Annotated in this window: 24 protein-coding genes; 17 read left to right on the forward strand and 7 right to left on the reverse strand. The window is 60.8% G+C overall.

What is annotated here, in order from left to right:
* Positions 1-88: 88 nt before the first annotated feature.
* From VOI23_RS09895 to paaA, 7 genes are all read right to left on the reverse strand, one after another.
* Positions 89-889 carry a PaaX family transcriptional regulator C-terminal domain-containing protein gene (locus VOI23_RS09895; protein ID WP_323784604.1) on the reverse strand — a complete coding sequence of 267 codons (801 nt, stop codon included), beginning with the start codon at positions 887-889 and terminating at the stop codon, positions 89-91.
* A gap of 45 nt (positions 890-934) precedes the next feature.
* Entirely contained in the window at positions 935-1,684 is a 750-nt protein-coding gene (locus VOI23_RS09900; RefSeq protein WP_323784606.1) for a Phenylacetic acid catabolic protein, read from the reverse strand.
* A 23-nt stretch (positions 1,685-1,707) separates the two neighbouring features.
* Positions 1,708-2,784, reverse strand: coding sequence for a 2Fe-2S iron-sulfur cluster-binding protein (locus tag VOI23_RS09905; protein ID WP_323784607.1), 1,077 nt, complete (start codon positions 2,782-2,784; stop codon positions 1,708-1,710).
* A 10-nt stretch (positions 2,785-2,794) separates the two neighbouring features.
* Positions 2,795-3,256, reverse strand: a complete 462-nt coding sequence (gene paaD / locus VOI23_RS09910; RefSeq protein WP_323784608.1) for a 1,2-phenylacetyl-CoA epoxidase subunit PaaD — start codon at positions 3,254-3,256, stop codon at positions 2,795-2,797.
* 88 nt (positions 3,257-3,344) lie between these two features.
* The gene (paaC, locus tag VOI23_RS09915; protein ID WP_323784609.1) at positions 3,345-4,112 is read right to left on the reverse strand and encodes a 1,2-phenylacetyl-CoA epoxidase subunit PaaC; all 768 of its coding nucleotides are present in this window, start codon (positions 4,110-4,112) and stop codon (positions 3,345-3,347) included.
* Positions 4,112-4,396 carry a 1,2-phenylacetyl-CoA epoxidase subunit PaaB gene (gene paaB, locus VOI23_RS09920; RefSeq protein WP_323784610.1) on the reverse strand — a complete coding sequence of 95 codons (285 nt, stop codon included), beginning with the start codon at positions 4,394-4,396 and terminating at the stop codon, positions 4,112-4,114. Before paaB ends, paaC begins: the two co-directional genes overlap by 1 nt.
* A 17-nt stretch (positions 4,397-4,413) precedes the next feature.
* The gene (gene paaA, locus VOI23_RS09925; protein WP_323784611.1) at positions 4,414-5,406 is read right to left on the reverse strand and encodes a 1,2-phenylacetyl-CoA epoxidase subunit PaaA; all 993 of its coding nucleotides are present in this window, start codon (positions 5,404-5,406) and stop codon (positions 4,414-4,416) included.
* Between the two features lie 371 nt (positions 5,407-5,777).
* Between paaA and VOI23_RS09930 the strand changes: the two genes are divergently transcribed.
* The 17 genes from VOI23_RS09930 to VOI23_RS10010 all read left to right on the forward strand — a co-directional run bounded on the left by VOI23_RS09930 (position 5,778) and on the right by VOI23_RS10010 (position 23,379).
* Positions 5,778-8,693: a hypothetical protein gene (locus VOI23_RS09930; RefSeq protein WP_323784612.1), complete on the forward strand. Its 2,916-nt coding sequence runs from the start codon at positions 5,778-5,780 to the stop codon at positions 8,691-8,693.
* A 329-nt stretch (positions 8,694-9,022) separates the two neighbouring features.
* The gene (locus tag VOI23_RS09935) at positions 9,023-9,574 is read left to right on the forward strand and encodes an ankyrin repeat domain-containing protein (RefSeq protein WP_323784613.1); all 552 of its coding nucleotides are present in this window, start codon (positions 9,023-9,025) and stop codon (positions 9,572-9,574) included.
* A 588-nt stretch (positions 9,575-10,162) separates the two neighbouring features.
* Positions 10,163-11,968 carry a DUF6538 domain-containing protein gene (locus tag VOI23_RS09940; protein WP_323784614.1) on the forward strand — a complete coding sequence of 602 codons (1,806 nt, stop codon included), beginning with the start codon at positions 10,163-10,165 and terminating at the stop codon, positions 11,966-11,968.
* A gap of 87 nt (positions 11,969-12,055) precedes the next feature.
* Positions 12,056-13,246, forward strand: coding sequence for a phage portal protein (locus tag VOI23_RS09945; RefSeq protein ID WP_323784615.1), 1,191 nt, complete (start codon positions 12,056-12,058; stop codon positions 13,244-13,246).
* Positions 13,243-13,563, forward strand: coding sequence for a gene transfer agent family protein (locus VOI23_RS09950; RefSeq protein ID WP_323784616.1), 321 nt, complete (start codon positions 13,243-13,245; stop codon positions 13,561-13,563). The genes VOI23_RS09945 and VOI23_RS09950 overlap by 4 nt, the downstream gene beginning before the upstream one ends.
* Complete coding sequence (locus VOI23_RS09955; RefSeq protein WP_323784617.1) at positions 13,563-14,231, forward strand: hypothetical protein; 669 nt, start codon at positions 13,563-13,565, stop codon at positions 14,229-14,231. The genes VOI23_RS09950 and VOI23_RS09955 overlap by 1 nt, the downstream gene beginning before the upstream one ends.
* Positions 14,232-14,233: 2 nt before the next feature.
* Positions 14,234-15,790, forward strand: a complete 1,557-nt coding sequence (locus tag VOI23_RS09960; RefSeq protein ID WP_323784618.1) for a phage major capsid protein — start codon at positions 14,234-14,236, stop codon at positions 15,788-15,790.
* A gap of 2 nt (positions 15,791-15,792) precedes the next feature.
* Positions 15,793-16,419 (forward strand): hypothetical protein, encoded by a 627-nt coding sequence (locus VOI23_RS09965; protein WP_323784619.1) that lies wholly within the window; start codon positions 15,793-15,795, stop codon positions 16,417-16,419.
* Between the two features lie 191 nt (positions 16,420-16,610).
* Positions 16,611-16,802 carry an HNH endonuclease signature motif containing protein gene (locus VOI23_RS09970; RefSeq protein ID WP_323784771.1) on the forward strand — a complete coding sequence of 64 codons (192 nt, stop codon included), beginning with the start codon at positions 16,611-16,613 and terminating at the stop codon, positions 16,800-16,802.
* 13 nt (positions 16,803-16,815) lie between these two features.
* Complete coding sequence (locus VOI23_RS09975) at positions 16,816-17,259, forward strand: hypothetical protein (RefSeq protein ID WP_323784620.1); 444 nt, start codon at positions 16,816-16,818, stop codon at positions 17,257-17,259.
* Between the two features lie 166 nt (positions 17,260-17,425).
* Positions 17,426-17,722, forward strand: a complete 297-nt coding sequence (locus tag VOI23_RS09980; RefSeq protein ID WP_323784621.1) for a head-tail connector protein — start codon at positions 17,426-17,428, stop codon at positions 17,720-17,722.
* Complete coding sequence (locus tag VOI23_RS09985; RefSeq protein ID WP_323784622.1) at positions 17,709-18,143, forward strand: HK97-gp10 family putative phage morphogenesis protein; 435 nt, start codon at positions 17,709-17,711, stop codon at positions 18,141-18,143. The genes VOI23_RS09980 and VOI23_RS09985 overlap by 14 nt, the downstream gene beginning before the upstream one ends.
* Positions 18,140-18,559 (forward strand): DUF3168 domain-containing protein, encoded by a 420-nt coding sequence (locus VOI23_RS09990; RefSeq protein WP_323784623.1) that lies wholly within the window; start codon positions 18,140-18,142, stop codon positions 18,557-18,559. Before VOI23_RS09985 ends, VOI23_RS09990 begins: the two co-directional genes overlap by 4 nt.
* Positions 18,560-18,561: 2 nt before the next feature.
* A complete protein-coding gene (locus VOI23_RS09995; RefSeq protein WP_323784624.1) occupies positions 18,562-18,882 on the forward strand; it encodes a phage head closure protein in 321 nt (106 codons plus the stop codon).
* Positions 18,879-19,268 carry a P27 family phage terminase small subunit gene (locus tag VOI23_RS10000; RefSeq protein WP_323784625.1) on the forward strand — a complete coding sequence of 130 codons (390 nt, stop codon included), beginning with the start codon at positions 18,879-18,881 and terminating at the stop codon, positions 19,266-19,268. Before VOI23_RS09995 ends, VOI23_RS10000 begins: the two co-directional genes overlap by 4 nt.
* A 2-nt stretch (positions 19,269-19,270) precedes the next feature.
* Positions 19,271-20,911 (forward strand): terminase large subunit, encoded by a 1,641-nt coding sequence (locus tag VOI23_RS10005; protein WP_323784626.1) that lies wholly within the window; start codon positions 19,271-19,273, stop codon positions 20,909-20,911.
* The gene (locus tag VOI23_RS10010; RefSeq protein ID WP_323784627.1) at positions 20,908-23,379 is read left to right on the forward strand and encodes a hypothetical protein; all 2,472 of its coding nucleotides are present in this window, start codon (positions 20,908-20,910) and stop codon (positions 23,377-23,379) included. The genes VOI23_RS10005 and VOI23_RS10010 overlap by 4 nt, the downstream gene beginning before the upstream one ends.
* Positions 23,380-23,400: the final 21 nt, after the last annotated feature.

The following is a 23,400-nucleotide window of genomic DNA, read 5'->3' on the forward strand; positions in this document are numbered from 1 at the left end:
CGGATAAGAACAAGAAAGGCGCCCGGGAAACCGGGCGCCTTTTTCATTTGCAACGCAATTGTGCGTGTCCGAACCTGTATTGAGGGAATTACCCACTGCTTTCTTGCTCATAGGCCGCTTGCAGATCGGCAAGTGACGGGCGGGGCAGGGCGTTCAATACGGCCAGCACTGCCTGGCGCGCATCGGCCCCCACCCAATCCGGCGGCAGCAGAAGGTCCGGCAGCGGACCATGACGCAGACGCAACCGGCGCCAGTGATGCAGTGCCAGCAGACGCAATACCGTCCGGTCCAATAGATCATTTGGCGGTGGCAGGCACAGTGCCCGGACACTTTTTGACAGCAAGGCATAATCGGCCTGCAGATCATCTGGGCAGAGGGCCGTGATGACCCATTCGGGTAAATCGCTGGACGCGAAATCGGTGATCAGCCAGTCTGGTACAAGATCGTCAGGCTGACCGGCAACGACTGCAGCTCTCCCCGACAGGGCTACGGCCTCTTCTGGCAGGGTATCAGCGATCTCAGGTACTGACATCTGTGGTGGTGCAATGGCCAAGTGGACAGGCTGTGACCGGTCAATTTCATCGGTATAAATGATCGGGCGCACCGCTTGGGTCATCGACCAACCCTGGTCCGTCAGGAAATAGTTCGAAGTCCGGCCTTTTCTTTCGGCCTCGATCCAGCCGTCACGGCGCAGCCGGTGCAATGCGACCCTGAGCGCCTGATTGGTGATGCCCATGCGTCCCACCAACAGGCCCAGCACCCGACCGCTGATCTGAATATCTCGTGTTTCGCTGAAATCGCCCAATATAGTGACAACCACCGACCAGACTTTCAACGGTCCACAACGTTGCAGGCGGTCGAGGTTTTGCTGAAAAAACGGCGCAGTCATGGGCACATTTTCGATAGCCTGAAGAACAAGGTCATTTATGGCAGACTATTCGGGGCGTTGCAGGCCAAGCTTGGTCAGTGCCTGTTCGCAGTCTTCGTCCCAAAGCTGGCGGAGAGCTTGATTTCCGGTGTGTTTCAGTCCGAGTTTCATCAATTTCTTCTCGCGTTCGGTCTCTCTGCCACCAAAGCACAGACCAACGCGTGGCCACCAGTAGTCGATCGATGCCTGGGCCGCCTCGGGCCCTTCTTCTGTCAGGCAGATCGCGCCTCCGGCATCTGCAATGTCAATATGCGCTTCGATGATCGGAAGGATATTGCGGAATGCCTCGGCGGCCGGTTGATAGGAAATATGAACCAAATCGCGGATTTGGCAGGCTGCAGCCCGGGCCATCAACAGGTTATGAAAAACGGCGTCGTTCCAACCACGTAACGGATAACAATAAACCGCAAGGCGTTCATCTTCCTTCATCCGTTTGCCGCCGATATCTGCCCCACGGGCAAGCCGGTTGGCCCAGGGATGGCGGGAAACATACCGTTCCGTATCGGTGCCGAAGTCTTCCAGCACCGTCAGGATCATTTCAGCGGTCTGGTTCATCTCAAGAACCACCCGGGCGGACGCTATGCGTTCGCGTATTCCAGGGGCAAAATTGATCACCTCCGCGAACCCGGCAGCACCGGCCAGCACGGAATCCACATAGCTTGTCAGGATGATCAAAAGCTCGGCGCGATATCGTGGCGGGACGTTGTCCGGGCTGGACAGGACACCGCCCTGCGCCAGATAGTCTTCGATGCTCATGTCACTTCCCATGGCGCGGGACCTCACTGATCGTAATCCACCTCGAGCGTGGCCGTAACGGGATAGGACTGACAAGACAGAACATACCCTTTTTCTACTTCGTAGTCCTCCAGGGCATGATTGGTCAACATCTCCACTTCCCCTTTCAGGACTTTGCAGCGGCAGGTCGAGCAAACACCAGCCTTGCATGCGTAAGGTGCGGGCAGGTTGTTTGCCAGCGCCGCATCCAACAGGGACTGGTCCTTTTCCACTGTGATGGTCCGAGTTGACCCATCCAGCGTGATGGATGCAGATATCACCCCGCCGGTGCCGGTTTCTGCGCTGCTTTTAACCCGGTGCTTGGCGCGGCCGGGCTGGGCGCTGGCGAAAAGTTCGAACTTGATCTGGCTGTCGTCGAGCCCGTGATCGCGCAGAGCCTTGGCAATGCCCAGCATCATCGGTTCTGGGCCGCAGATGAAAGCGGTGTCGACATTTTCGATATCGATCCAGCCGGTTTTGAACAGCTGGGCGCATTTCTCTTCGGTCACCAGCCCGGTGAACAGGTCGATTTCCTGCGCGTCGGTTTCCAGCACATGGATCACGTTGAACCGGCCCAGATAGGTGTTCTTCAGATCCTCCAGTTCCTCGCGGAACATGATCGTATTCACCGCCTTGTTGGCATAGATCAGGGTGAAGCTAGACTGCGGTTCGCGCGCCAGAGTGGTCTTGATGATCGACAGGACGGGTGTGATGCCCGATCCACCGGCGAAACCGAGGTAGTGCTTCTCGGCGGATGCATCGATTGGGGTGTGAAACCCGCCCATTGGCGGCATCGCCTGCAATCTGTCGCCAACCTTCAGGTCGGAATTGGCCCAGGTTGAAAACGCACCGCCATCGACCCGTTTGATACCAACCTGCAAAACGCCGTCATCCTTGCCAGCGCAGATCGAATAGGACCGGCGCAGTTCTTCGCCATCAAAATCGTGGCGGAAGGTCAGATATTGGCCTTGAATGAAGTCGAATTCGGTCGCTGCCCCGTTGACAGGTTTCAGCGTGACAACCACCGCGTCGCGGATGGTTTTGTGGATGTCGGTGACTTCCAGATCGTGAAAGTGCGCCATGTGCTCCTCCTCAGATGCACTTGAAATATTCGAAAGGCTCAAGACAGTCGATGCAGCGCCACTGCGCCTTGCATGGGGTCGATCCGAACTGGCTGAGCTTTTCCAGATGAGCGCCGCCGCAATGCGGGCAGCGTGTGGGGCCGCCTGCCGGTTGCGGCGGGGCGATGCCGTAGTCTTCGAGTTTCCTGCGGCCTGCATCCGACATCCAGTCGGTGGTCCAGGCCGGGCTGAGCTGTCGGCGCATCTCGATCTTGTCGATGCCTTGGCCGCGCAAGGCGGTTTCGATATCGAGGTTGATGATGCTGGTGGCAGGACAGCCGGAATAGGTAGGGGTGACGGTCACCACGCAGGTGTCGCCCTCCCAGGCGACATCACGGATAATGCCCAGATCTGTGAGCGAGATCACAGGAATCTCGGGATCGGGCACCTGATTCAACCAGTCCCAGACCTGTTCGGTGCTTGGATGTGTCATTGGTTCATACCATCACTTGGCTAGGTGGGGGCGGAGTTCCGTTTCAAAATCCGCAGTGTTTTCCGGGTCGGAAACACCCCCGATCCCCTTACCAGCTTGCCCCGGGATAAACGCGTTGCAGCCATTGCATCTGGCACAGGATATGGCCCAGATGTTCGGTATGCATCGCGCCGCTACGCCCGCCCTTATGGGCGAAGTCGATGTCGGGGATGGTCAAAGTCGCCTCGGCCATCACCCTGCTTACCAGCGCGTCGTAATCGTCGCGCAGGTTTGCCGGGTCGGGGGCCACGCCTGCGGCGGCGATGGCGCGGTCGGTGTCGTCGCTGGCGAACATTTCACCTACATAGGGCCATAGGTATTCCAGCGCTGCCTGCATTCTTGCATGGCTTTCCTCAGTACCATCGCCCAACCCAACCACCGTATCGGCAGAACGTTCGACGTGATAGGCGACTTCCTTGCTGGCTTTCTCGGCAATCTCGCGCACGGATTCGTCGGTTGAATGCATAAGCCGACCCAACAGAACCGAATGGAAGGCGTCGAACAGGAATTGCCGCATCATGGTTCGACCGAAATCCCCGTTGGGCAGTTCGACCAGCAGCAGGTTGCGGAAATCCCAGGCATCGCGCAGGAAGGCCACGTCATCGGCAGTTTTACCTTCGCCCTGAACCTCGGCGGCATAGCCCAGCCACAACTGGGTTTGGCCCAGCAGATCAAGCGCGGTATTGGCCAGCGCAATATCTTCTTCCAGAACCGGGGAATGGCCGCACCATTCCGACACCCGGTGCCCGAGGATCAGCGTGTTGTCGCCCATCCGCAACAGGAATTGGCCCAGCATATCCTTATCCAGATCCGCCATCACATGTGCCCCACTTCGTCGGGAATGTCGAAAAAGGTCGGGTGGCGGTAAACCTTGCTTTCGGACGGTTCGAACATCGGACCCTTGTCGCCCGGTGCAGTGGCGGTGATGTGACGCGCTTCGACCACCCAGATCGATACGCCTTCGTTGCGGCGGGTATAAACGTCGCGGGCGTTCTTGACTGCCATTTCGGCGTCCGGCGCGTGCAGGCTACCGACGTGGCGGTGGCTCATTCCGTGCTGGCCACGGATGAAGATTTCCCAAAGGGGCCATTCATGTTTCATCTGATTGTCTCCTACCCTTATTCCGCAGCGACTTTGCGCGCGGCCTTCTTTTCGGCATGGGCCAACAGCCCGTCGCGAACCCATTGACCGTCGTCCCAGGCCTTGATCCGGGCGTTCAACCGGTCGGTGTTGCAGGGGCCATTGCCCTTGAGCACGTCGAAAAATTCGCTCCAGTCCGGTTCGCTGAAATCGTGACCGCCTTTTTCCTCGTTCCATTTGAGGTTCTCATCGGGAACGGTCAGGCCCAGATATTTGGCCTGCGGCACGGTCTGGTCGACGAATTTCTGCCGCAGTTCGTCATTGCTGTTGATCTTGATCTTCCACGCCATCGACTGGGCAGAATGGACGCTTTCGGCATCCGAAGGCCCAAACATCATCAACGAGGGGTACCAGTAACGATTGAGCGCATCCTGCGCCATTTTCTTCTGTTCCGGCGTGCCCTGCGCCATCTTCATCATGATGTCGTAACCCTGCCGCTGGTGGAAGCTTTCTTCCTTGCAGATGCGGATCATCGCGCGGCTATAGGGGCCATATGAGGTCCGCTGCAGCGGCACCTGATTCATGATTGCGGCCCCATCGACCAGCCAGCCGACCGCGCCAATATCGGCCCAGTTCAGCGTCGGGTAATTAAAGATCGAGCTGTACTTCATCTTGCCGGTCAGCAGGGATTCGGTCAGTTCATCCCGGGTGATGCCCAGCGTTTCGGCGGCCGAATAGAGATACAGGCCGTGGCCTGCTTCATCCTGTACTTTGGCCAGCAGGATCATTTTGCGTTCCAGCGTGGGCGCACGGGTGATCCAGTTGCCCTCGGGCAGTTGGCCAACGATTTCGGAATGCGCATGCTGGCCGATCTGGCGGATCAACGTCTTGCGATAACCCTCGGGCATCCAGTCGCGCGGTTCGATCTTGATATCTGCGTCGACCTTGCTCTGAAAGGCGGCCTCTTCGGGGCTCATTTCATCCCGAGATTTCACCCCTTCACCGGTCGATTGAATCATCTGTGCATACATCTCAGGACCTCCCGTTTCTAAGTTATGGCCGTGGAATAGATCCGCGGCCCGAATACCGTGATGCGCAGTGTCTGCGCTGTTCTGTTTTCGACACCCGCAGCTGAAGCGGGAGAATTAATTTCCGTCTGCCTGCTTGCTCAGCAAAGCCGACCGTGTAGTCGGGATACCTTGCGCGTCGATTCGAGGCAAGTTAAATGTTACGTTAAAAATGTATCGCTTACTATTTTGTAACATAAGTGGATGACTTAAGCAAATTCGTTACACGCCCAGTTCCGGGTTTACCTCGGTGGTCCCGGTTATGGGGTGATGTGGATCAAAGACCCGTCAGCGACAAAGAAATAAAATTTTAGAAAATTCACAGAGGTGCCCTTATGACTACCTATCTCCCCATTCTAGCCGACACGCCGATTGCGTCCGCCACAACATATGGCGACACTCGGGAAGGTGATATTAGCGCCTTGCCCGGTGGTGGCTATGTCGTCGCTTGGGTCGATGATGGTTACTATTCGGATGGTCTGTATCGGGTTCGGTCGCAGGTTTTCAACGATGACGGGACTGAACGGTCGTCCGTGAACGAAATACGCTCAGTTTCAACCTCTATCATGTCGTCGCGCGTGGTGGCGTTGCCGGGCGGTGACTATGTTGTTGTTTGGGCCGAGGATGCGAGCGGCAGTTCTGAAATGGACATCCAAGCGCAGGTTTTCGATGCTGCCGGAACCCCCGTGACCGCGGCTTTCAGGGTGAATACCACGATCCTTGACGCCCAGGCGACACCCGATATCGGCGCGTTGACCGGGGGCGGGTTTGCGATTACCTGGATCAGCGATCTTCCCTCTGGGCGCGAGGTGCGCGCACAGGTTTATACGGCGGATGGCAACGCAGTCGGCGGTGAAATCCTGATTCAGGACGAGGTGCCGCAAACCGACCCCGAACATTCGGTAACCCATACCGAACCAACGGTGACGGGGTTGGCCGATGGCGGCTTTGTCATCGCCTGGAACGGAAGGCATTTTAGTCTAGCCGATTATGATGGCCGTTCCGATTCCGGGGCCTTTGTTCAGGTCTTCAACGCGGACGGGTCCGAACGCAGTCTCGCCAGCATGATCTATGAAGCAGGATCGGATTCTCAATGGACGCCCCATGTTGGGGCCTTGTCGAATGGTCGCTTCGTCGTGGTCTGGCAGGACGTCAATGCTTCCGACTCCGTTACGTTGGCGCGGATCTACAACGCCGACGGCACGCCGCAAACGGCGGTTTTTCAACCTTTCGATGCTGCGCTGATGTCTGGAGGGATGTCGATCGTGGCGCTGCCCGGCGGTGGATTCATACTGGCGCTCAGCGATGACGACTTGTCCTCTGACGGCTCTGCGGATGTGATGGCCCGGTCGTTTAACGACGATGGCACCCCCAGCGGAGAAGTATTCAGCCTCTCCGCTAACCCCGCAGGTCACGAATGGGAACCCGAAATAGCCCTTCTGGATAATGGCGCTCTGGCCGTGGTCTGGAGCGGTCAGGGCAATTTACAGCGTCAACTGCTGCTGCCTGTTACTGAAGGCACAGACGGCAACGACACCCTGAGCACTGGCAATGGCGCGGAATGGATCGCCAGCGGTGCGGGCGATGATGTGCTCTCAGCGGGGAGCGGCGACGATTATCTAGAGGGCGGCGCCGGCGCCGACACGATGAACGGGGGGGGCGGTACAGACACTGCTGTTTATCGGGTAAACGGAAGCGAAGCGGTGTTTTCCGGGACCGACGGTAACCTGACGATCACCACCGCCGACGGCACCGACCAGTTGAATGATGTCGAACAGGTCCGTTTTATGGTCAGCCTGACCGACGACCAAACGTTCACCTATGCACAGGCCTATGAACAACTCGACTGGCGGCACGTAGCCGGGGATGGCGGCGAAACGATCCTGTCTGGTGCGGGCGACGACACATTGATTGGCGGGGCCGGGGCGGATTCACTGAATGGCGGCGCGGGCCGTGACGAACTGCAAGGCGGCGCTGGCGATGACACGCTTGATGGTGGCGACGCGGGTAGCGTTTCGAGCGCGGACACTGTGGTGATGGGCGTTGCGACCACCGAAGCGCTGGTCTGGCAAGAGGGCGATGCGATCATGATCCGTTCGTCCGAGGGCACCGACCGTCTGATCGATATCGACAGCGTTGAGTTCTCCAATGCTGCGGTTTCGACCTATTCGATCTTCAGTTCGGTGGGCCAGTGGCTTCAGGGGGGGAGCGGCGATGACAGCCTTGTAGGCAACGCGCAGGCTGACCTGATCGAGGGCGGCGCTGGAGACGATACGCTGATCGGCAGCGGCGGTGCGGACACCTTTGTAGGTGGGGCGGGCAACGACTCGATCATCGGCTATTGGCAGGCTGATGGTGTTACCGCACAGGTTGCTGCCAGCTCGGCTGCGATCACGGTACAGCATGACGACCTTCAGGGCAGTACAACGATCATCTCGGCCGATGGGGTCGACACGTTCGAATACGTCGACCAGTTCGTCTTCACCGACCGGACGATGACAATGGACGAACTGTTGGCTCTTGCAGGAACGAACCAGACCGGCACCGAAGGCGCGGATACGCTGACGGGGTCTGCGGGCAATGATACGCTTAGTGGCGCTGGCGGTAACGATCTTCTGCGCGGTGAGGCGGGCGATGACAGTCTTCTTGGGGGCGACGCGCTGGACACTCTGATCGGGGGGGAGGGTGACGATACCTTGATCGGTGGTGACAGCGAAAACGACCTGCGCGACGTCATTTATGGCGGCGACGGCAACGACAGCATCGACGGCGGCTATGGCAATGACGAACTGCGCGGCGACGATGGCAATGACACGATTATCGGCGGTTTCGGCGTCGATACGGTGATCGGGGCGGCAGGAGATGATGCGCTGACCGGGCAGGCCTGGTCGGACCTGATCTTTGGCGGTGACGGCGATGATTTCATCAATGGTGGTTTCGGCTATGACCGGGTCAATGGCGGCGCCGGCGCGGACCGGTTTTACCATCTGGGCGTTTACGATCACGGCTCGGACTGGATTCAGGACTATAACGCGGCGGATGGCGACCTCTTGCAGTTCGGGGGCATCGCGACGCGAGATCAGTTTCAGGTGAACTTCACCGAAACTGCGGGGGCAGGCGTGGCCGGTACCCAAGAGGCTTTTGTCATCTATCGGGCGTCGGGCCAAATTCTCTGGGCTCTGGTGGACGGAGCGGCGCAGTCCGAGATCAACCTGCTGCTAGGCGGCGTGGAATACGACCTGTTGGCCTGACCATTGCTCAAGGCCACCTCGAAGGGCAGCCTTTGAGCTGCCCTTTTATCCTGCACCACGTAGACCCCCGCCGCGACAATAACTGTCTGATGAAGAACGGATATCGGCAGAACGGCCTCTGACAGATGTGCTGCGATATGATCGATGCGACCGGTGCCGCGCGTGGCAGGCGATGTAGTGTGGCTGCGTCGTTCCCGCGCTCCGGAAAGTCCGAAAATGGCCATGATCCAGATCCACCTGCTTACCAAGCTACTGTTAGATATGTATTTATGCCGAAGGATATTTCGCCTTTCCGTGCTAAGATTGGCGACAGTGAGAGGAGGGTAGTCATGAGAAGAGATGTTTTTGCCATCGTATCTGCGTTGATCTTCGCAGCAAGTCCGGTCTTGGCAGATGGCGATTGCGCGGAACTCTGCGACGCGGGTTTCTACACGACAGCGACCTCAGCCGACGTTCAGCAACTGCTCGACCAAGGCGCTGATGTGAACGCGCGAGACGGCATCGGGAAAACTGCTTTGCACTGGGTTGCCGGAGCGCAGCCGAAAGTGATCAAAGCCTTACTTGAGGCAGGGGCGGACGTGAACGCCAAAGACCAACTGGATCGGACACCACTGCATTTCGTGGCGGCTACAGGATCGGTGGAGAATATCAGATTACTGCTGGATGCTGGGGCTGATGTGAATGCTCAAACAGCCAATGATTGGACGCCGATCCATGGTGCCGCCAAGTTTGGAACCGAGGACAAGATCATGGTCTTGCTTGAGGCAGGAGCGGATGCTGGGGCTCGGACTGAGATGGGAGAGTCTGCTTACGACTTCGGGGCTGGGAACGAGAAGTTGGCAGGGACGGATGCGCTGAAGATGCTGGAAAACAGCCAATAACCGGGGATGGGCCTAAGGTTGAAACTAGCTGTCTCACCCCGGAAGTTGGTATGACTGTTTCTTGAGCCGGTTTGGCTTGATTTTATTCCAGTCCAGTCCTTCATCGTCTGCAAGGGCGTCTTACTGCCAATGGCTGATTGAGGAAGCTTCTGGATGTAGCGCATAGGGATCGCTTCCGGCATCCATCACGGGTAGTTTCCCGGGGTACAGGCCGGTCGTGGTCTTCAGAACGGACTTGATGGCCCCGGCGAATAGATGCGCGGCGATGTCGAGAACAGTAACCCTTTATAGGAGCCTCGTCCCTTAGGAAGGATCCTCCAGGTAGGGGAGTGAGCCTAGGGGGGGCACAATGCACCGGGATAGGCTGGCCCTACATGCTGGCAGTGAGGCGGGGGCATAAACGGGGGCATTTCCAGCCCTTAGGAGGGCGGCAAGTTCATCACTGCAATGTTCAGAAAGCCTTGGCTGGGGTGGTAGGAGCAAAATCCAACTTTTTCTAAGCCCCTGATTTCTCGTAAGCTATTGCTATCACGATACTTCTAGTCATACAAGTGTTCCGGAATAGTGTTCCGGAATGGTGGTGCGGAGATGTGCGGACATACATACCTTTCGCTTCGAAAATCGACCTATTACGCCCGTCTTGACGTGCCGACTGATCTTGTTGAGGTCGTCGGCACGACGACCCTCAAGAAGTCGCTCAAGACCAAGGATAAGGCCACCGCGAAGCGGCTGCTTTGGCCGGTGATCGAACAATGGCGGCGCGAGTTCGATGAGCTGCGCGCCCGGCGCGTTCTGACCGACGACGACAAAGCCGCCGCTGTCTGGCAGCACTACACCGAGAGCCTTGAACGTGATGAGGATCGCCGCGGGAACCTGCCGACCGACGCCGACATTGCCGCCGCCACCACGCATGCGGTGGATAGGGTGCAGTGCGAGAACATCGACACTGCCGACCCGCTGGCGATGCTTGACGCCGCCTTGGACATTCAAGTTCTGCAAGATCAGCTCAAGGGGGCCGAGAGTATCGACGCGAAAGCGCGGCGCGCGAAGCTGTCAGAGCTGCGCAAGCACTTGAGCACCGGGAACACTGCCTTGATCGACCACGAGGTTGACGAGTTCCTTGTCCGGAACAAGCTGATCATAGAGCCGGGATCGCCTGACCGGGACGCTCTGGCCCGACAGATGATGCGCGCAGAGGTGGAGGCGCTGAGGCGCACCCTAGAGCGCGATGAAGGCAACTACGCAGGGCAACCCCTAGACCCTATCGTGAAGCCCGCCAGTGGCGTGCGCAGGGCCGTTGCGGAGCCGGGGCAGTCGGTCTTGGAGGTGTTCGACCTATACGCCGCAGAGAACCCGAACCAAGTGAAGCCTGACACGCTGGCACAGGCCCGGCGCGACATTGGCTTGTTCGTTCAGAATGTCGGCAGCACGTTCCCGGTTGCGGAGATCGACAAGAAGGCCGTGCGCGAGTGGAAGGCGTTGCTGTTGAAGTTCCCGGTGAAGGCAGCCGAAACCAAAGCCTTCCGGGGTATGTCGATTGAACAGGCCGTCAAGCACAATGAGCAGATCGGCAAGCCCACGATCACCGCGCGCACCGTCAATCGCCACCTGTCCAGCTTGGGCGCGTTCTGCCGGTGGTTGGTCAGTCATGGGTATCTTGATCAGAACCCGGTGGACGGTATGGCGCTCAACAAGGAGAAGCACTCGAAGACGCTCACGTTCACGGCTGAGCAGATGAACACCTTGTTCAAGTCGCCGCTGTTCACCGGGTGCCAGAGCGACGAGCAACCGCGTTTCATCAAGAAGCCGGGCAACGTGCTGATCCGAGATCACCGATATTGGGTGCCGTTGATCATGTTGTTCTCGGGTGCCCGGCCCGGAGAGATCGGACAGCTTACGGTTTCGGACGTGCGGCAAGAACACGGCCACTGGATCATGCACATCACCGACGATGGCGGCGACGGCAAGAGCGTCAAGAATGAGAATTCAAAGCGCATCCTGCCGGTGCATGATCAACTGATAGCGCTTGGGTTTATCGACTACCATGCGCGCATGGTGAAGGCTGGTCACGACCGGCTGTTCCCGAAGGCGGAGCGCAACGCCCGTGGGCAGATGATGGCGGATTTCTCGCGCATGTTCTCGCGTTACTTGACTAGTCTCGGGATCAAGGATGGGCGCGGCTACAGCCAATACTCATTCCGGCATGGTGCCGCCGATGCTCTGCGCCGCGCCGGGTATCTTGACCACGAATTCAAGTTCCTCATGGGGCACGGCGACACCTCCATGACCGGGCGCTACGGGATGATGCCGCAGGGGATGCTTGAGAAGCGCGCGGAGCTGATCAACGCCATTTCTTACCCCGGCCTGAGCTTGGATCACCTCAAGCCCAGATAGACACATAGTTGCAAATGTAACTTTTCCCTTCCGTCGCGAATCGTAGTGTGGTAAATTTGCCACACTGACAATTTCGCGGCGGAACACATGGCCTTACAGAAGATCAAGAACGCGCTTGGGTTCGGCACCGAACAGAAGGCGCTCACCCTGACCGACCCCGACGCCCTGAGCCTGTTCGGGGTGCTGCCGACCACTTCCGGCGTATCCATCGGCCCCAGCACCGCCATGCGCGTTCCTGCTGTGGCCTGTGCGGTCGGGCTTATCTCCGAAACCATCGGCGCGCTGCCGTTCAAGCTCTATGGCCGCGCGGACAAATCCGCCTGGATTGACCACCCTGCCTATCGACTGGTGCATGAAGAGGCGAACCCTTGGACCACAGCGGCAGAATTGCGCGAACAACTGACCCTTGATGCCCTTTTGCATGGGGAAGGTTATGCTCAGGTGGTTCGCCTTGCCGACGACACTCCCTATGAACTGCATCGGCTGAAACCGGGCAAGGTGCAGCGCTTCGAGGAAAACGACGGCGAACCCTATTACATGGTCTCGACCGACACCGGGCAGGTTCGGCTTTCCTATCGTGACGTGTTGCGCGTCGAGGCAATCGGTGGCGTCTCCCCGATCACACTGGGGCGAGAGGCTATCGCGCTGGCCCTTACGTTCGAGCAGCATATCAGTAGCTCGCTCAAGAACGGCACCCGGCTTTCAGGGGTGATTGAGCACCCGAACAAGCTGGACGCCACGGCCAAACTCAATCTCCTGAAAGACTGGAAAGCAACCCATTCCGGGCAGAACACCGGCAACCCCGCAATTGCCGATGAAGGCGCGAAATTCGTCCCCATGGCGATGACCCTCGCCGATGCCGAGTTCGCAGAGAACCGCCTTGAGCAAATCCGTGAAATTGCGCGCGTGTTCCGGGTGCCGCCCACCATGCTCTTTGAGCTGTCGCGCGGCACATGGTCGAACACCGAGGAAATGGCCCGGCAATTCCTACAGATCACGCTCAAGCCGTGGCTGACCGATTGGGCAGGGGCCTATGCCCGGTGCCTTCTGACCCCCGAGGAACGCGCTAACGCCTACTTTGAGGCCGTCACCGACGATCTGCTGACTACCGACACGGTAGCCCGTGCGACCGCATACGGCCAGTATCGCAGCATGGGCGCGGTGACCGCGAATGAGGTCCGGGCCGGTCTGAACCTTCCGCCCCTGCCGGGCGGTGACACGCTGGACAATCCGCACATCACAACCCCCGACAACCGCACCAAGGACAAGGCCGCATGAACCTGACCCACACCGCCTTTTTCGGTGACGGCGAATATACCTTCGCCCTGACCGATGACATGATCGCCGAGCTTGAGCGCCTTGCCGATCTGGGGTTTGGGGCGCTCTACCTGCGCGCCGTCAACATGCAGTTCAAGCTCGCCGATCTGATCGAGGTTATCCGCCTTGGCCTGATCGGTGGCGGCACTACCCCGGAGAGGGCCGCGCAGCTCACCGACACCTACGCCCGGAACCGCCCGATTGATGAGCTGTATCCGTTGGCGCTGGACGTGCTGGACGCGCGTTGGGGTGGTGCTGCCGAAGACGAGGCCGCCTGATGCTGCGCAAGGTGCATCTCCACGGCAGCCTTGCCAAACATGGCGAGGTGTTTGAGCTGGACGTGCTGACGGCTGCCGAGGCGCTGACTGCGCTTGCCGCCAACGTCCCGGCGATCATGGGTGATCTGCGCCAAGGTTCTTGGGTGGTCCTGCGCGGCGATCCTGAAACCGGCATGGCGCTGGATGAGGACGCGGTTGCGTCCATGCGGCTTGGTGCTGCCGATCTGCACATTATGCCTGAGCTGGTGGGTGCGAAGAGCGGCAACGGCACTATCAAGGCCATTCTTGGCGTTACCCTGATCGCTATCACCGCAGGTGGTGCCGCACCCTTCCTCGCTAACCCGATCATCGCCGGGGCTGGCACCACGTGGGGCAACGCTATCGGCCAGATGGGCGTTGCGATGGCCCTGACCGGCGTTTCTTCGATGCTCGCCCCCGAAACTGAGAGCGCCGACGAAGAAAAGAGCTTCACCATGACCGGCCCTGTCTCAGCTTACGGGCAGGGTCATGCAATCCCGATTGTCTACGGCGAGGTGATCACCGGCGGGCTGCTGATTTCTGGCGGCATTGATGCCGATGGGCTGGAAACAGTCACCGACGAACCCGTTGCCACCCCTGACCCCGCAACTGTTGCGAACGAACCTTTGAACCAAGAGCACGGACCCTGACCATGACCGACCGTATTGAGATTAAGGCGGCGCTTGCCGTCACCGACGCCGGAGAGATCACCGGCATTGCGTGGCCGTTCGGCAGCCCCGACCGGGTGGGCGACGTGATCGAAAAGGGCGCACTGACCGCGCCCGGCACCCTGCCGATGCTTTTTGCCCACGATCAGGGGCAGGTGATCGGCGTTTGGGATGAGATCGCGGAGACCCCCGAGGGCCTGACCGTCAAAGGCCGCTTGCTGGTGGATGACGTGGAGCGGGCGCGCGAGGTGCGCGCCATGATCCGCACCAAGGCCGTGTCCGGCCTGTCCATCGGCTTCGTCACCAAGAAGGCGCAGCGCCACGCCAAGGGCCGCACCATCACCGCCGCAGAGCTGCACGAAATTTCTGTTGTCGCCGTTCCCGCGCATCCGGGCGCGCAGATCACTTCCATCAAGTCGGATGCACCCCAGACCCCCAAGCCCCTCAAGGAGAACCCCAAAGTGGAAAACGAGGAAATCGAAACCGAACAGAAGGCCGCGACCCCGGCCAACGACACGCCGCAGGTGCCGCAGATCGACACCAAGGCGTTCAACGAGATCAAGGACCGGCTGGACCGGCTGGAAGCCAAGGGCAACCGTCCCCAGATCACCGGCCCGGCGAACCCCGTCATGGGCGCGGACGAGGTGAAGGCGTTCACCGGCTATCTGCGCACCGGCGACCCGACCGAGGTCAAGTCGCTGTCCTACGGGACCGGCACCGGCGGCATTCTGGCCCCCGAGACCGTGAGTAAGACCATTCTGGAAAAGGTGGCCGAGTTCTCGCCTGTGCGCGGCGTGGCGCAGACCATCCAGATGAACGGGCCGCTGTTGCAGCTTCCCCGGCTGGTGAGCGAGGTTAATCCCGCTGCCGTGGCCGAAGGCGCAGCCAAGTCCGAGGATGAACCGACCTTCGAACAGATCGACGTGAAGCCCTTCGAGATGGGCGTGATTGTGCCTGTTACCAAGGTGCTGCTGGAAGATGCCCATATCGACCTGTCGGCATACCTGGGCGGCCACATCGCGCGCCGGTTCGGCCAGAAGGAAGCCGCGTGGTTCGTCAACGGCGACGGCGTGACCCAGCCGGAGGGCGTTCTGTCTTCGACCGAGGTTGCCAATAACGAAATCGCCGCAATCGACGCCGATGCACTGATCGACCACTTCTATTCGCTCAAGACCGCCTACGCGGCCACTGGCGTGTGGATGATGAACCGCAAGACGATGGCCGTTGTCCGCAAGCTCAAGGATGCTGACGGGCAGTATCTGTGGCAGTCGGGCCTTGCCGCCGGCCAGCCGGCCATGTTGCTGGGCCGCCCGGTCTATGAAGCCGTGGATATGCCCGACCCGACCGCCGGGGCAACGCCGATCATCTTCGGCGACTTCGCCACCGGCTACGCCGTGGCGGATCGTGTCGGCTTCGAGATCATCCGCGATGAGCTGACTGGCGCAGCCAACGGCATGGTCAAGTTCGTGGCCCGTCGCCGCGTGGGTGGCCGTGTGGTGATGGGTGAAGCCCTCGCCAAGCTGTCGCTGGCCGCCGCGTAACCATGAAGCCGCAGCTCGCATATGACGCAATCTCACTGGAATACGGCGGCAACGCCGTGTTCCTGCGCCCGTCTTTGCGGGCTGCCCTTCGCCTTGAGCAGCTGCACGGCGGTTTCCCCGAGCTGCTGCGCAAGATCGAAGAATTTGACACGCTCACCATCTGGCACGTTGTCAAGGAAAGCACCGGTATGGAGGCCAGTGAACCGCTGTTCGCTTACGTCGCTGCGCACCCCCTCAAGGACTTCCAGAAGGCCGCGCAGGGGCCGTGTGTCGAGCTGGTGGCAGCGTTCTTCCCCGAGGCACCGGAGACCACCACCAAGCAGCCCAGCACCGCCGCACCGACGCCGTGGGGCGAGCTGTTCAAGGAGCTTTACGGCTTCGCAACCGGGTGGCTGGGCTGGACCCCGGAAAGCGCTTGGAACGCCACGCCGCAGGAGATCACCGACGCCTTCACCGCCCATGTCGCCAAGCTCAAGGCCATTCACGGCGATGCAGAGGACGCCGACACCGGCCCGACCAAGGAACAGCGCAGGCATAACGCCGACCTGGGCCTTGATCCTGACTTCGACCGGGCAGGGCTGCGCGCCCTGAAAGACCTGTCTGAGATGCGCGAGGGGATGGCGATATGAGTAAGCCCCCGCACTATTGCCAGTGTGGCCAGATCGTGCCCCACGGTGAGCGTTGCGCTTGTCAGATCAAGCGCACCCGTGCGCGTAACAAGCGCCACGATGCGAACCGCCCGAGCGCTGCCCGGCGCGGCTACAACCGTGCTTGGCGCGCTGCCCGTGACGCCTTCCTCAAGCTCTATCCCACCTGCCGGATGTGCGGCGCATCTGCGACCGTTGTGGACCACATCAAAGCCCACCGTGGCGATGAGCGCCTGTTCTGGGATCGCACCAACTGGCAACCGCTGTGCGCGCCTTGTCACAATCGCCACAAGCAGAGGCAGGAGCGCGCCCCTTCTGAAACTCCTTTTACTACTACAACTACTATGATAGATTTATTGGAGTAGAAGGAGAATCGCCATGCAAACCAAAACAATCGAAATCGACTTTGATATTCACAAGCTCATCGAGGCTGAGCGGCGCAGTTTTGACGAACCTGAATACGCCGCCTTGCGTCGACTGCTTGATCTGCCGGAAGCCGTCGCTCCTGTTGAAGCTGACGCTGTGAGTGAAGGAAGGCCCTTCATTCAAGACGGTGTCTCTATCCCGCATGGTTCGCTGGCACGAATGGAATACCTGCGTGGCAGTCAAGTCTACGAAGGTCAGTTTCTTGATGGCTACCTGGTCGTGGAGGGGAAGAAATTCTCTTCACTGTCTTCGGCTGCTGCTGCGGTTGCTGTGACCAAGGATGGCACGACACCCAGTCTGAATGGGTGGTTGTATTGGCAGGCTAAGTTTCCGGGGCAGAACCAGTGGCGCGCGCTCAGTGACTTGCGAAGTGCAGCTCGAAAACGGGGGAAGTAGTGACACGCATTCTTGAACACATGGGCGGCTGGAAACGCGCTGGCTTCGATGACCACTCCCTCTCGGGGGTGGTCTTCGATTTTGAGCGCGATGAGGGGACCGGCGGGGGGAGGTCCGCACAAGACAGACCGAAAATAAGTTTTTCACCGAATGAGAAGGTTGAAGCATGACCGCAACAACGTCCCTTAGCCTGCTGAAATCGCAGCTCAATCTTGACCATGATCTTGATGACGACCTGCTTGCGCACAAGCTGGACGCCGCAGAAATCTGGATCGGCCACCACACCGGCACCGCCTTCGCCGCCGGTGATGCGGTGCTGACCGAGGCCGCGTTGCAGCTCGCCGCCTACTGGTATGAGCAACGCGAGAGCGCCAGCGACGTGACCCTGCGCCCGGTGCCGTTCGGTGTCTATGAGCTGCTGGCACCCTACAGGGAGGCAGTGACCGGCCATGCCGCGCAGTAAATCCCTTGCAGAGCAATCGCGCATCCTGGGCGAGCGCCTGAAAGCTATCCCGGAGGCCGTGGTGCGCGATGTGCAGCCCGCCTTGATCAAGGGTGCCGAGGAAGTGGCAGCGACCATGCGCGCGCTGGTGCCGGTGGACGAAGGCGACCTGAAATCCTCTATCACCGTGACCGCGCCCGGCCAGACCACCCCGGCCTATGCCGAGGGCGGCGGCAAGCGCACCGCTGGCAGTAATCAGGCGCTGGTAACTGCCGGGAACGAGAAGGTGCGCCACGGCCACCTTCAGGAGTTCGGCACCGTGAAGCAGGAGGCCCAGCCGTTCATGCGCCCCGGTGCCCGGCTGGCGATGCCGAAGGCAAAGCGCCGGATCAGCCGCGCAATCGGTCAAGCGATCAAGAAGGCGGCGGAGGGTGACGCATGATCGACCCCAGCATTGAATTTCAGACCGCTATCCGGGCCGCGCTGATCGGCCACCCCGAGGTGAGCGCCCTTGTCCATGCCGAACACGTCCGGGCCGGTTCGACACGCCCCGACAAGCTGCCCACGATCATCATGGCGAACCCTCAGATGATCAATCTGGGCCGGGCAAGTGGCGGCCAGTATCTGACGCGCGTTTTCATCGACCTGCACATCTGGGCACTGGAAGACGGCGCGGATATGGCCCGGCAGATCGGCGCGGCGGCGTCTGTCGCGCTGTGGGATGCACCGGCCAGCCCCACAGTGGGGATTGATGCCTATGAGCGCCCGAGCTTCGCCTACATGCGCGACCCTGACCCGGAACGGGCCTACTGCCACGGTGTCGGCACCGTCGAAGGCGTGATCCGGTGGAGGGTGTGACCATGATCCGGGCAGGCAAACTTGATCGGCAGATCACCATCACGCGCGAGGCCGAAACCGTGGCCGCGTCCGGTGCGGTTTCGAAAGCATGGGCACCCGTGGCGACCGTCCGGGCCGAGCTGGTGCAGCGTAGCGCTGATGAATTCCTGACCGGGTTCGGCGAGGCCGATGCAGGTGGCGCGGTGTTCCGCATCCGGTATCTGGCCGGGATCACCACCGCCGACCGCGTTACGTTCGACGGCGTGGCCCACGATATTGACGAAATCGCGGAGCAGGGCCGCAAGCGCGGCCTTGAACTGCGGTGTTCGAGGGTGGCGGCATGAGTGTGCATTCGCGCGGCGTGAAGCCTGCCCTTACCCCCGACAACGACGCCCTGACTAAAGCGCCGCCGGTGCCCAAGCACCTGTCACCCCACGCCAAGGTGGAGTGGAAGCGGATTATGCCGCAGCTTGTTGCCCGGCGCATCATCACCAAAGCCGACTTGGCCGGGGTGGAAAACTATTGCGCGGCGGTTGGCGCTGCGCGCACCATTGCCGACACCATGAGCGCCGGAGGGCTGCCCGATCTGAAACTTGGCGGGCTTCAAATCCGCTACATGCAGACCGCGCGCCAGCTCGCCGCCGAATACGGCCTGACCCCGACAAGCCGCGCCCGGATCGGGGCAGGGGTGCCGGACGATGACGACGAAGTGAACCCGCTGAATATCTGAGCATGAGCGCCGCCAGCACATATCCGCATTGGCTGTTCGATGGCAGCCCGATCCTCGACCCGATGGGGCACGGTGAACGGGCTGTGCAGTTCCTGCGCGCGCTCAAGCACCCGGCCAGCACTGCGTCCAAGCGCGCGTTGCAGCTTGCCGAGTGGCAAGAGCGGATTGTTCGGCGCATCTATGGGCCTGTCGATGAAGACGGCGAACGGATGGTGCGCGAGGTGTTCCTGATGATCCCGCGCGGCAATCGGAAGACCAGCCTCGCCGCCGCCCTTTCCATCCTGCACCTGTTGGGGCCGCAGAAGCTGCCCGGCGGCCAGATCATCTTTGCCGCTGCCGATCGCAAGCAATCCTCTATCGGGTTTCGTGAGGCCGCCAATATCGTGCGCGAAGATCGGCACCTTATCCGGGCGACGAAGATCTATGATCCGACGAACGCACCCAAAACCATCAAGTCTTTGCGCGATGGCTCAACCTTGGAGGCCGCGTCTAGCGACGGCAAAGCGATGCACGGCACCACGCCGACATTCGTATTGGTCGATGAAATCCACGCTTGGCGCAGCGCTGGCCGTGAGCTTTGGGAAGCCCTGCAATCCGGCATGGCGAAGCGCCCCGGCGGCCTGACTGTCATTGCCACTACGGCGGGGCGGGGCCGGGAAGGTCTGGCCGCAGAGCGCTACAACTATGCGCGCAAGATTGCTCTGGGCGAGATCGACAATCCTTCATTCCTGCCGATCATCTTTGAACCTGAGAAAGGCGACGACTGGCAGGACGAAGCGCTTTGGCACAAGGTCAATCCGGGCCTGTCGCTGGGCTTTCATGATCTGAAGAAGCTGCGCACAGATGCGAAAGAGGCGGTGGACAACCACGCCAAGCGCTACGAGTTCCAGCAATACAATCTGAACATTTGGCATGGGAACAGCCGCGATCCGCTGTTCAACTTCGATACATACGACTCCCGGCAGTTCGAGGATGACGAAACCGACCTTGAGGCGCTGCCGTGTTACCTGGGTGTTGACTATGCGCAGTCGGGCGACCTCGCCGCCGTGGTGGCCGCGTGGCGTCTTGATGATGGGCAGATCGCAATCAAGCCGTGGTTTATAGTCGCCGGAGAGGGCTTGCAGGAGCGCGAGAAGAACGAAGGGCGGCCCTATCGGCGGTGGATTGATGAGGGCCATTTGACGGCCAGCGCCGGGCCGGTGATCCCGCAACAGGACGTGCAAGACCTGATCCGCGAAATCTGTGCGCGGCACAATGTCGAACAGATCGCCTATGACCCGTGGAAATTTCAGGTGGCGGCAACTGAGCTGCACGGCGAGGGCCTGCCCATGATCGAGATGCGGCAAGGCCCGGCGACGATGGGGCCTGCCGCCGGTGAGCTGGTGCGCGCCGTGAATGGGCGGCGGATCAGGCACAACGGTAATCCGGTGCTGCGCGACCACTTCGCAGGGGTGGCGGCTGTCGCTGGGGATACCGGCAATATCCGCATGACCAAGGCTGACCTGAAACACGACCACATAGACGGGGCTGTGACTTCTGCGATGGCCGTTTCGCGCGCCGTCGCCGGTGAGAGCAACAAATCCCACTACAGCGACCCGAATTTCAAATCCCTCGCCGATCTTTTGGAGGAAGAAGCAGCATGAACGATGTAACGATGCCCGGCCTGATCATCCCGCTTGAGGCACGGGTTGATAAGCTGGAAAAGGGCCTTGAGCGCGCCAACCGGGCGCAGCGTCGGGCCGCACAGAGCATGGAGCGCCGGGCCAAGCAGTCGGCTGACAAGATCGGCAAGACCTACGCCAAGATGGGCGACGCGATGGCCGGGGCGTTCAAGCGCATGAGCTTGCCGTTGCTGGCCGGGATCGGATCAGCAGCGACCGTGCAGGCGTTGCGTGACACCACGCGCGGGATTGCCGAGATTGGCGACGAAGCCAAACGGGCAGGGGTATCGGCGCAGGCGTTTCAGGAATGGCGCTTTGTTGCGGAACAGAACCGCATCGCCGTTGACGCGCTGGTGGATGGCCTGAAAGAGCTGAACCTGCGCGCCGATGAATTCATCATCACGGGAAAAGGTTCGGCTGCTGAGGCGTTCGCCCGGCTGGGCTATGGTGCGGATGAATTGAAAGACAAGCTGAAAGACCCGTCCGAGCTGCTGCTTGAGATTATGGGCCGGATGAAGCGCCTGAACGTGGCCGCGCGCATCCGCGTGGCCGACGAGCTGTTTGGCGGCACCGCTGGCGAGCGCTTCGTTGAACTGGTGGAACAGGGCGAGGACGGTCTGCGCCGCACGGTGGACCGTGCGCACGAGCTGGGCCTTGTCCTGGGTGATGATGTGATCGCCAAGGCCGATGAGGTCAGCCGCAAGTTCGACGAGCTGACCGCGCGTATCGCTATGTTCGGTAAGCGCGTGGCCGTGGCGGTGGCCGATGGCGTTGTTGAAGTGGCCGACCTGCGCGCGAAGCTGGACGACATTTTCCCGGACGAGGCGCAGGGCCGGGCGGCGCTGGGCAACGAGCTGTATGACAGCCTTGCCGCCAACCGCGACGTGGTGGATGCGCAGGAGCGCGACATCGGCACGCTGCGCAAGTCCTACGATCAGCTTGGCGACACGGTGCGCGTGACCGCCGGGCAGCTCCTGCAGGCGTCCAACTTGGCAAGGGCGTGGGGCTACAACGAGGTCTCGACGGATCTTTCAGGGGCCGCCGCCGAGATGCTCCGGCTGGCCGACGAGTTCGCCAACGGCACCCTGACCGGCGAGGACTTCGCACAGAAGCTGGGCGAGGTGCAGGCCGCTGCCGCGGGAGCCTTCACCACGATGGAGGAGGCCGACAAGGTCGAGTTCGGCGGCGCAATCTCGCAGGTTGAGCGGCTGGGTGGTGTCTTGCAGACCGTCATCGGGCTGGCGACCGCGCTCAAGGGCGCTCTGGCCGAGGCCGCCGGGGTGGAAGCGCCCAAGACGCCTATGCAGATTTTCCGCGAAGCAGACGCCGAGCCCCGCCGCGTCTGGGAAGCAGACAGGGCCAAGTTGAACGAGTTCCTTGCCGGGGAGGCGGAGCGCAACGCCATGTCGCGCGAGCGCCTGACCATCGAGCGCGAAATCGCATCTGTGATGAAGCGCGCCGCTGCCGATGGTGTGACACTGACGCGCGAACAGGCCGAAGAAGCAGCAAAGGCCAAGGTCGCAGCCGATGCAGCGCGCAGCAACGCCGGGAAGGGTGGAGCCGCCCGTGATCCTTACGGCAAGGACGTGGCGGCCATGCAGGAAGAAACTGCCGCGCTGATCGCCGAGGCCGAAGCGCTCAACGATCTGGTGCTTGGCTTCGACCAGCTTGCGATTGCGCAGGACGTGGCGCGTAACAAGACGGAGCTGTTGCAGAGCGCGCAGGAGGCGGGCAGGGCGATCACCCCCGAGCTGCGCGCTGAGATCGACCGGACGGCCCAGAGCTACGCCAACGCCGCCCAGCGGGCCGACGAAGCCCGGCAGCGGCATGAGGATTTCCAGAACGCCGTGGCCGACATGAAGGGATCGCTCAAGGACGCCTTCACCGGCCTTGTGACCGGCGCACACAGCTTCAAGGAAGCGCTGGCCGGGGTGCTGGGAAAGCTGGCGGAGATCGCGGCCAGCCGGGCTTTTGAGAACATCTATGCCGGGGTGGGCGGTGATGGCCTGATCGGCGGCCTGTTGAAAGGGCTGGGGCTGTTCGCAACCGGCGGCTACACCGGCGACGGTGGCAAGTTCGAACCTGCCGGGGTGGTGCACCGTGGCGAATTCGTGATGAGCAAGGAGGCCACCCGCCGGATCGGTGTCGGTAATCTGGAAGCGCTGCACAGCGCCGCCAAGAGGGGCTATGCCTCTGGTGGGCTGGTGGGCGGCGCGGCACCCTTGAGAAGCGCACAGACGGCGCGCTCCGGCGCTCTGAACGATGCCGGGCAGGTGATCACCATCAACGCACCCGTCACGGTGAATGGGTCGGCAGGAACGCCGGAACAGAACAACGACCTTGCGAAGCGTGTTTCGCGCGAAATCGAAGGGACTATGCGCGGCGTTGTGGTGGATGAGATGCGGCGGCAGATGAGGCCGGGGAATATGCTCAATTCGGGGAGGCGGTAAACAAATTGATCTGGAATTCTT

This window comes from Thalassovita sp. (genome assembly GCF_034670005.1).
Classification (GTDB): domain Bacteria; phylum Pseudomonadota; class Alphaproteobacteria; order Rhodobacterales; family Rhodobacteraceae; genus Thalassobius.

What these genes read in the sequence shown, in the direction of transcription:
- paaC (WP_323784609.1), bottom strand. Translation starts at nt 4,112, where the DNA reads ATGGCGGATCTGGATAAGGATATGCTGGGCCAATTCCTGTTGCGGATG.
- paaA (WP_323784611.1), bottom strand. Translation starts at nt 5,406, where the DNA reads ATGTATGCACAGATGATTCAATCGACCGGTGAAGGGGTGAAATCTCGG.
- VOI23_RS09945 (WP_323784615.1), top strand. Translation starts at nt 12,056, where the DNA reads ATGGCCTTACAGAAGATCAAGAACGCGCTTGGGTTCGGCACCGAACAG.
- VOI23_RS09950 (WP_323784616.1), top strand. Translation starts at nt 13,243, where the DNA reads ATGAACCTGACCCACACCGCCTTTTTCGGTGACGGCGAATATACCTTC.
- VOI23_RS09895 (WP_323784604.1), bottom strand. Translation starts at nt 889, where the DNA reads ATGACTGCGCCGTTTTTTCAGCAAAACCTCGACCGCCTGCAACGTTGT.
- VOI23_RS09995 (WP_323784624.1), top strand. Translation starts at nt 18,562, where the DNA reads ATGATCCGGGCAGGCAAACTTGATCGGCAGATCACCATCACGCGCGAG.
- VOI23_RS09935 (WP_323784613.1), top strand. Translation starts at nt 9,023, where the DNA reads ATGAGAAGAGATGTTTTTGCCATCGTATCTGCGTTGATCTTCGCAGCA.
- VOI23_RS09975 (WP_323784620.1), top strand. Translation starts at nt 16,816, where the DNA reads ATGCAAACCAAAACAATCGAAATCGACTTTGATATTCACAAGCTCATC.
- VOI23_RS09955 (WP_323784617.1), top strand. Translation starts at nt 13,563, where the DNA reads ATGCTGCGCAAGGTGCATCTCCACGGCAGCCTTGCCAAACATGGCGAG.
- VOI23_RS10010 (WP_323784627.1), top strand. Translation starts at nt 20,908, where the DNA reads ATGAACGATGTAACGATGCCCGGCCTGATCATCCCGCTTGAGGCACGG.
- VOI23_RS09985 (WP_323784622.1), top strand. Translation starts at nt 17,709, where the DNA reads ATGCCGCGCAGTAAATCCCTTGCAGAGCAATCGCGCATCCTGGGCGAG.
- VOI23_RS09965 (WP_323784619.1), top strand. Translation starts at nt 15,793, where the DNA reads ATGAAGCCGCAGCTCGCATATGACGCAATCTCACTGGAATACGGCGGC.
- VOI23_RS09930 (WP_323784612.1), top strand. Translation starts at nt 5,778, where the DNA reads ATGACTACCTATCTCCCCATTCTAGCCGACACGCCGATTGCGTCCGCC.
- VOI23_RS09960 (WP_323784618.1), top strand. Translation starts at nt 14,234, where the DNA reads ATGACCGACCGTATTGAGATTAAGGCGGCGCTTGCCGTCACCGACGCC.
- VOI23_RS09905 (WP_323784607.1), bottom strand. Translation starts at nt 2,784, where the DNA reads ATGGCGCACTTTCACGATCTGGAAGTCACCGACATCCACAAAACCATC.
- paaD (WP_323784608.1), bottom strand. Translation starts at nt 3,256, where the DNA reads ATGACACATCCAAGCACCGAACAGGTCTGGGACTGGTTGAATCAGGTG.
- VOI23_RS10005 (WP_323784626.1), top strand. Translation starts at nt 19,271, where the DNA reads ATGAGCGCCGCCAGCACATATCCGCATTGGCTGTTCGATGGCAGCCCG.
- paaB (WP_323784610.1), bottom strand. Translation starts at nt 4,396, where the DNA reads ATGAAACATGAATGGCCCCTTTGGGAAATCTTCATCCGTGGCCAGCAC.
- VOI23_RS09980 (WP_323784621.1), top strand. Translation starts at nt 17,426, where the DNA reads ATGACCGCAACAACGTCCCTTAGCCTGCTGAAATCGCAGCTCAATCTT.
- VOI23_RS09900 (WP_323784606.1), bottom strand. Translation starts at nt 1,684, where the DNA reads ATGAGCATCGAAGACTATCTGGCGCAGGGCGGTGTCCTGTCCAGCCCG.
- VOI23_RS10000 (WP_323784625.1), top strand. Translation starts at nt 18,879, where the DNA reads ATGAGTGTGCATTCGCGCGGCGTGAAGCCTGCCCTTACCCCCGACAAC.
- VOI23_RS09970 (WP_323784771.1), top strand. Translation starts at nt 16,611, where the DNA reads ATGTGCGGCGCATCTGCGACCGTTGTGGACCACATCAAAGCCCACCGT.
- VOI23_RS09940 (WP_323784614.1), top strand. Translation starts at nt 10,163, where the DNA reads ATGTGCGGACATACATACCTTTCGCTTCGAAAATCGACCTATTACGCC.
- VOI23_RS09990 (WP_323784623.1), top strand. Translation starts at nt 18,140, where the DNA reads ATGATCGACCCCAGCATTGAATTTCAGACCGCTATCCGGGCCGCGCTG.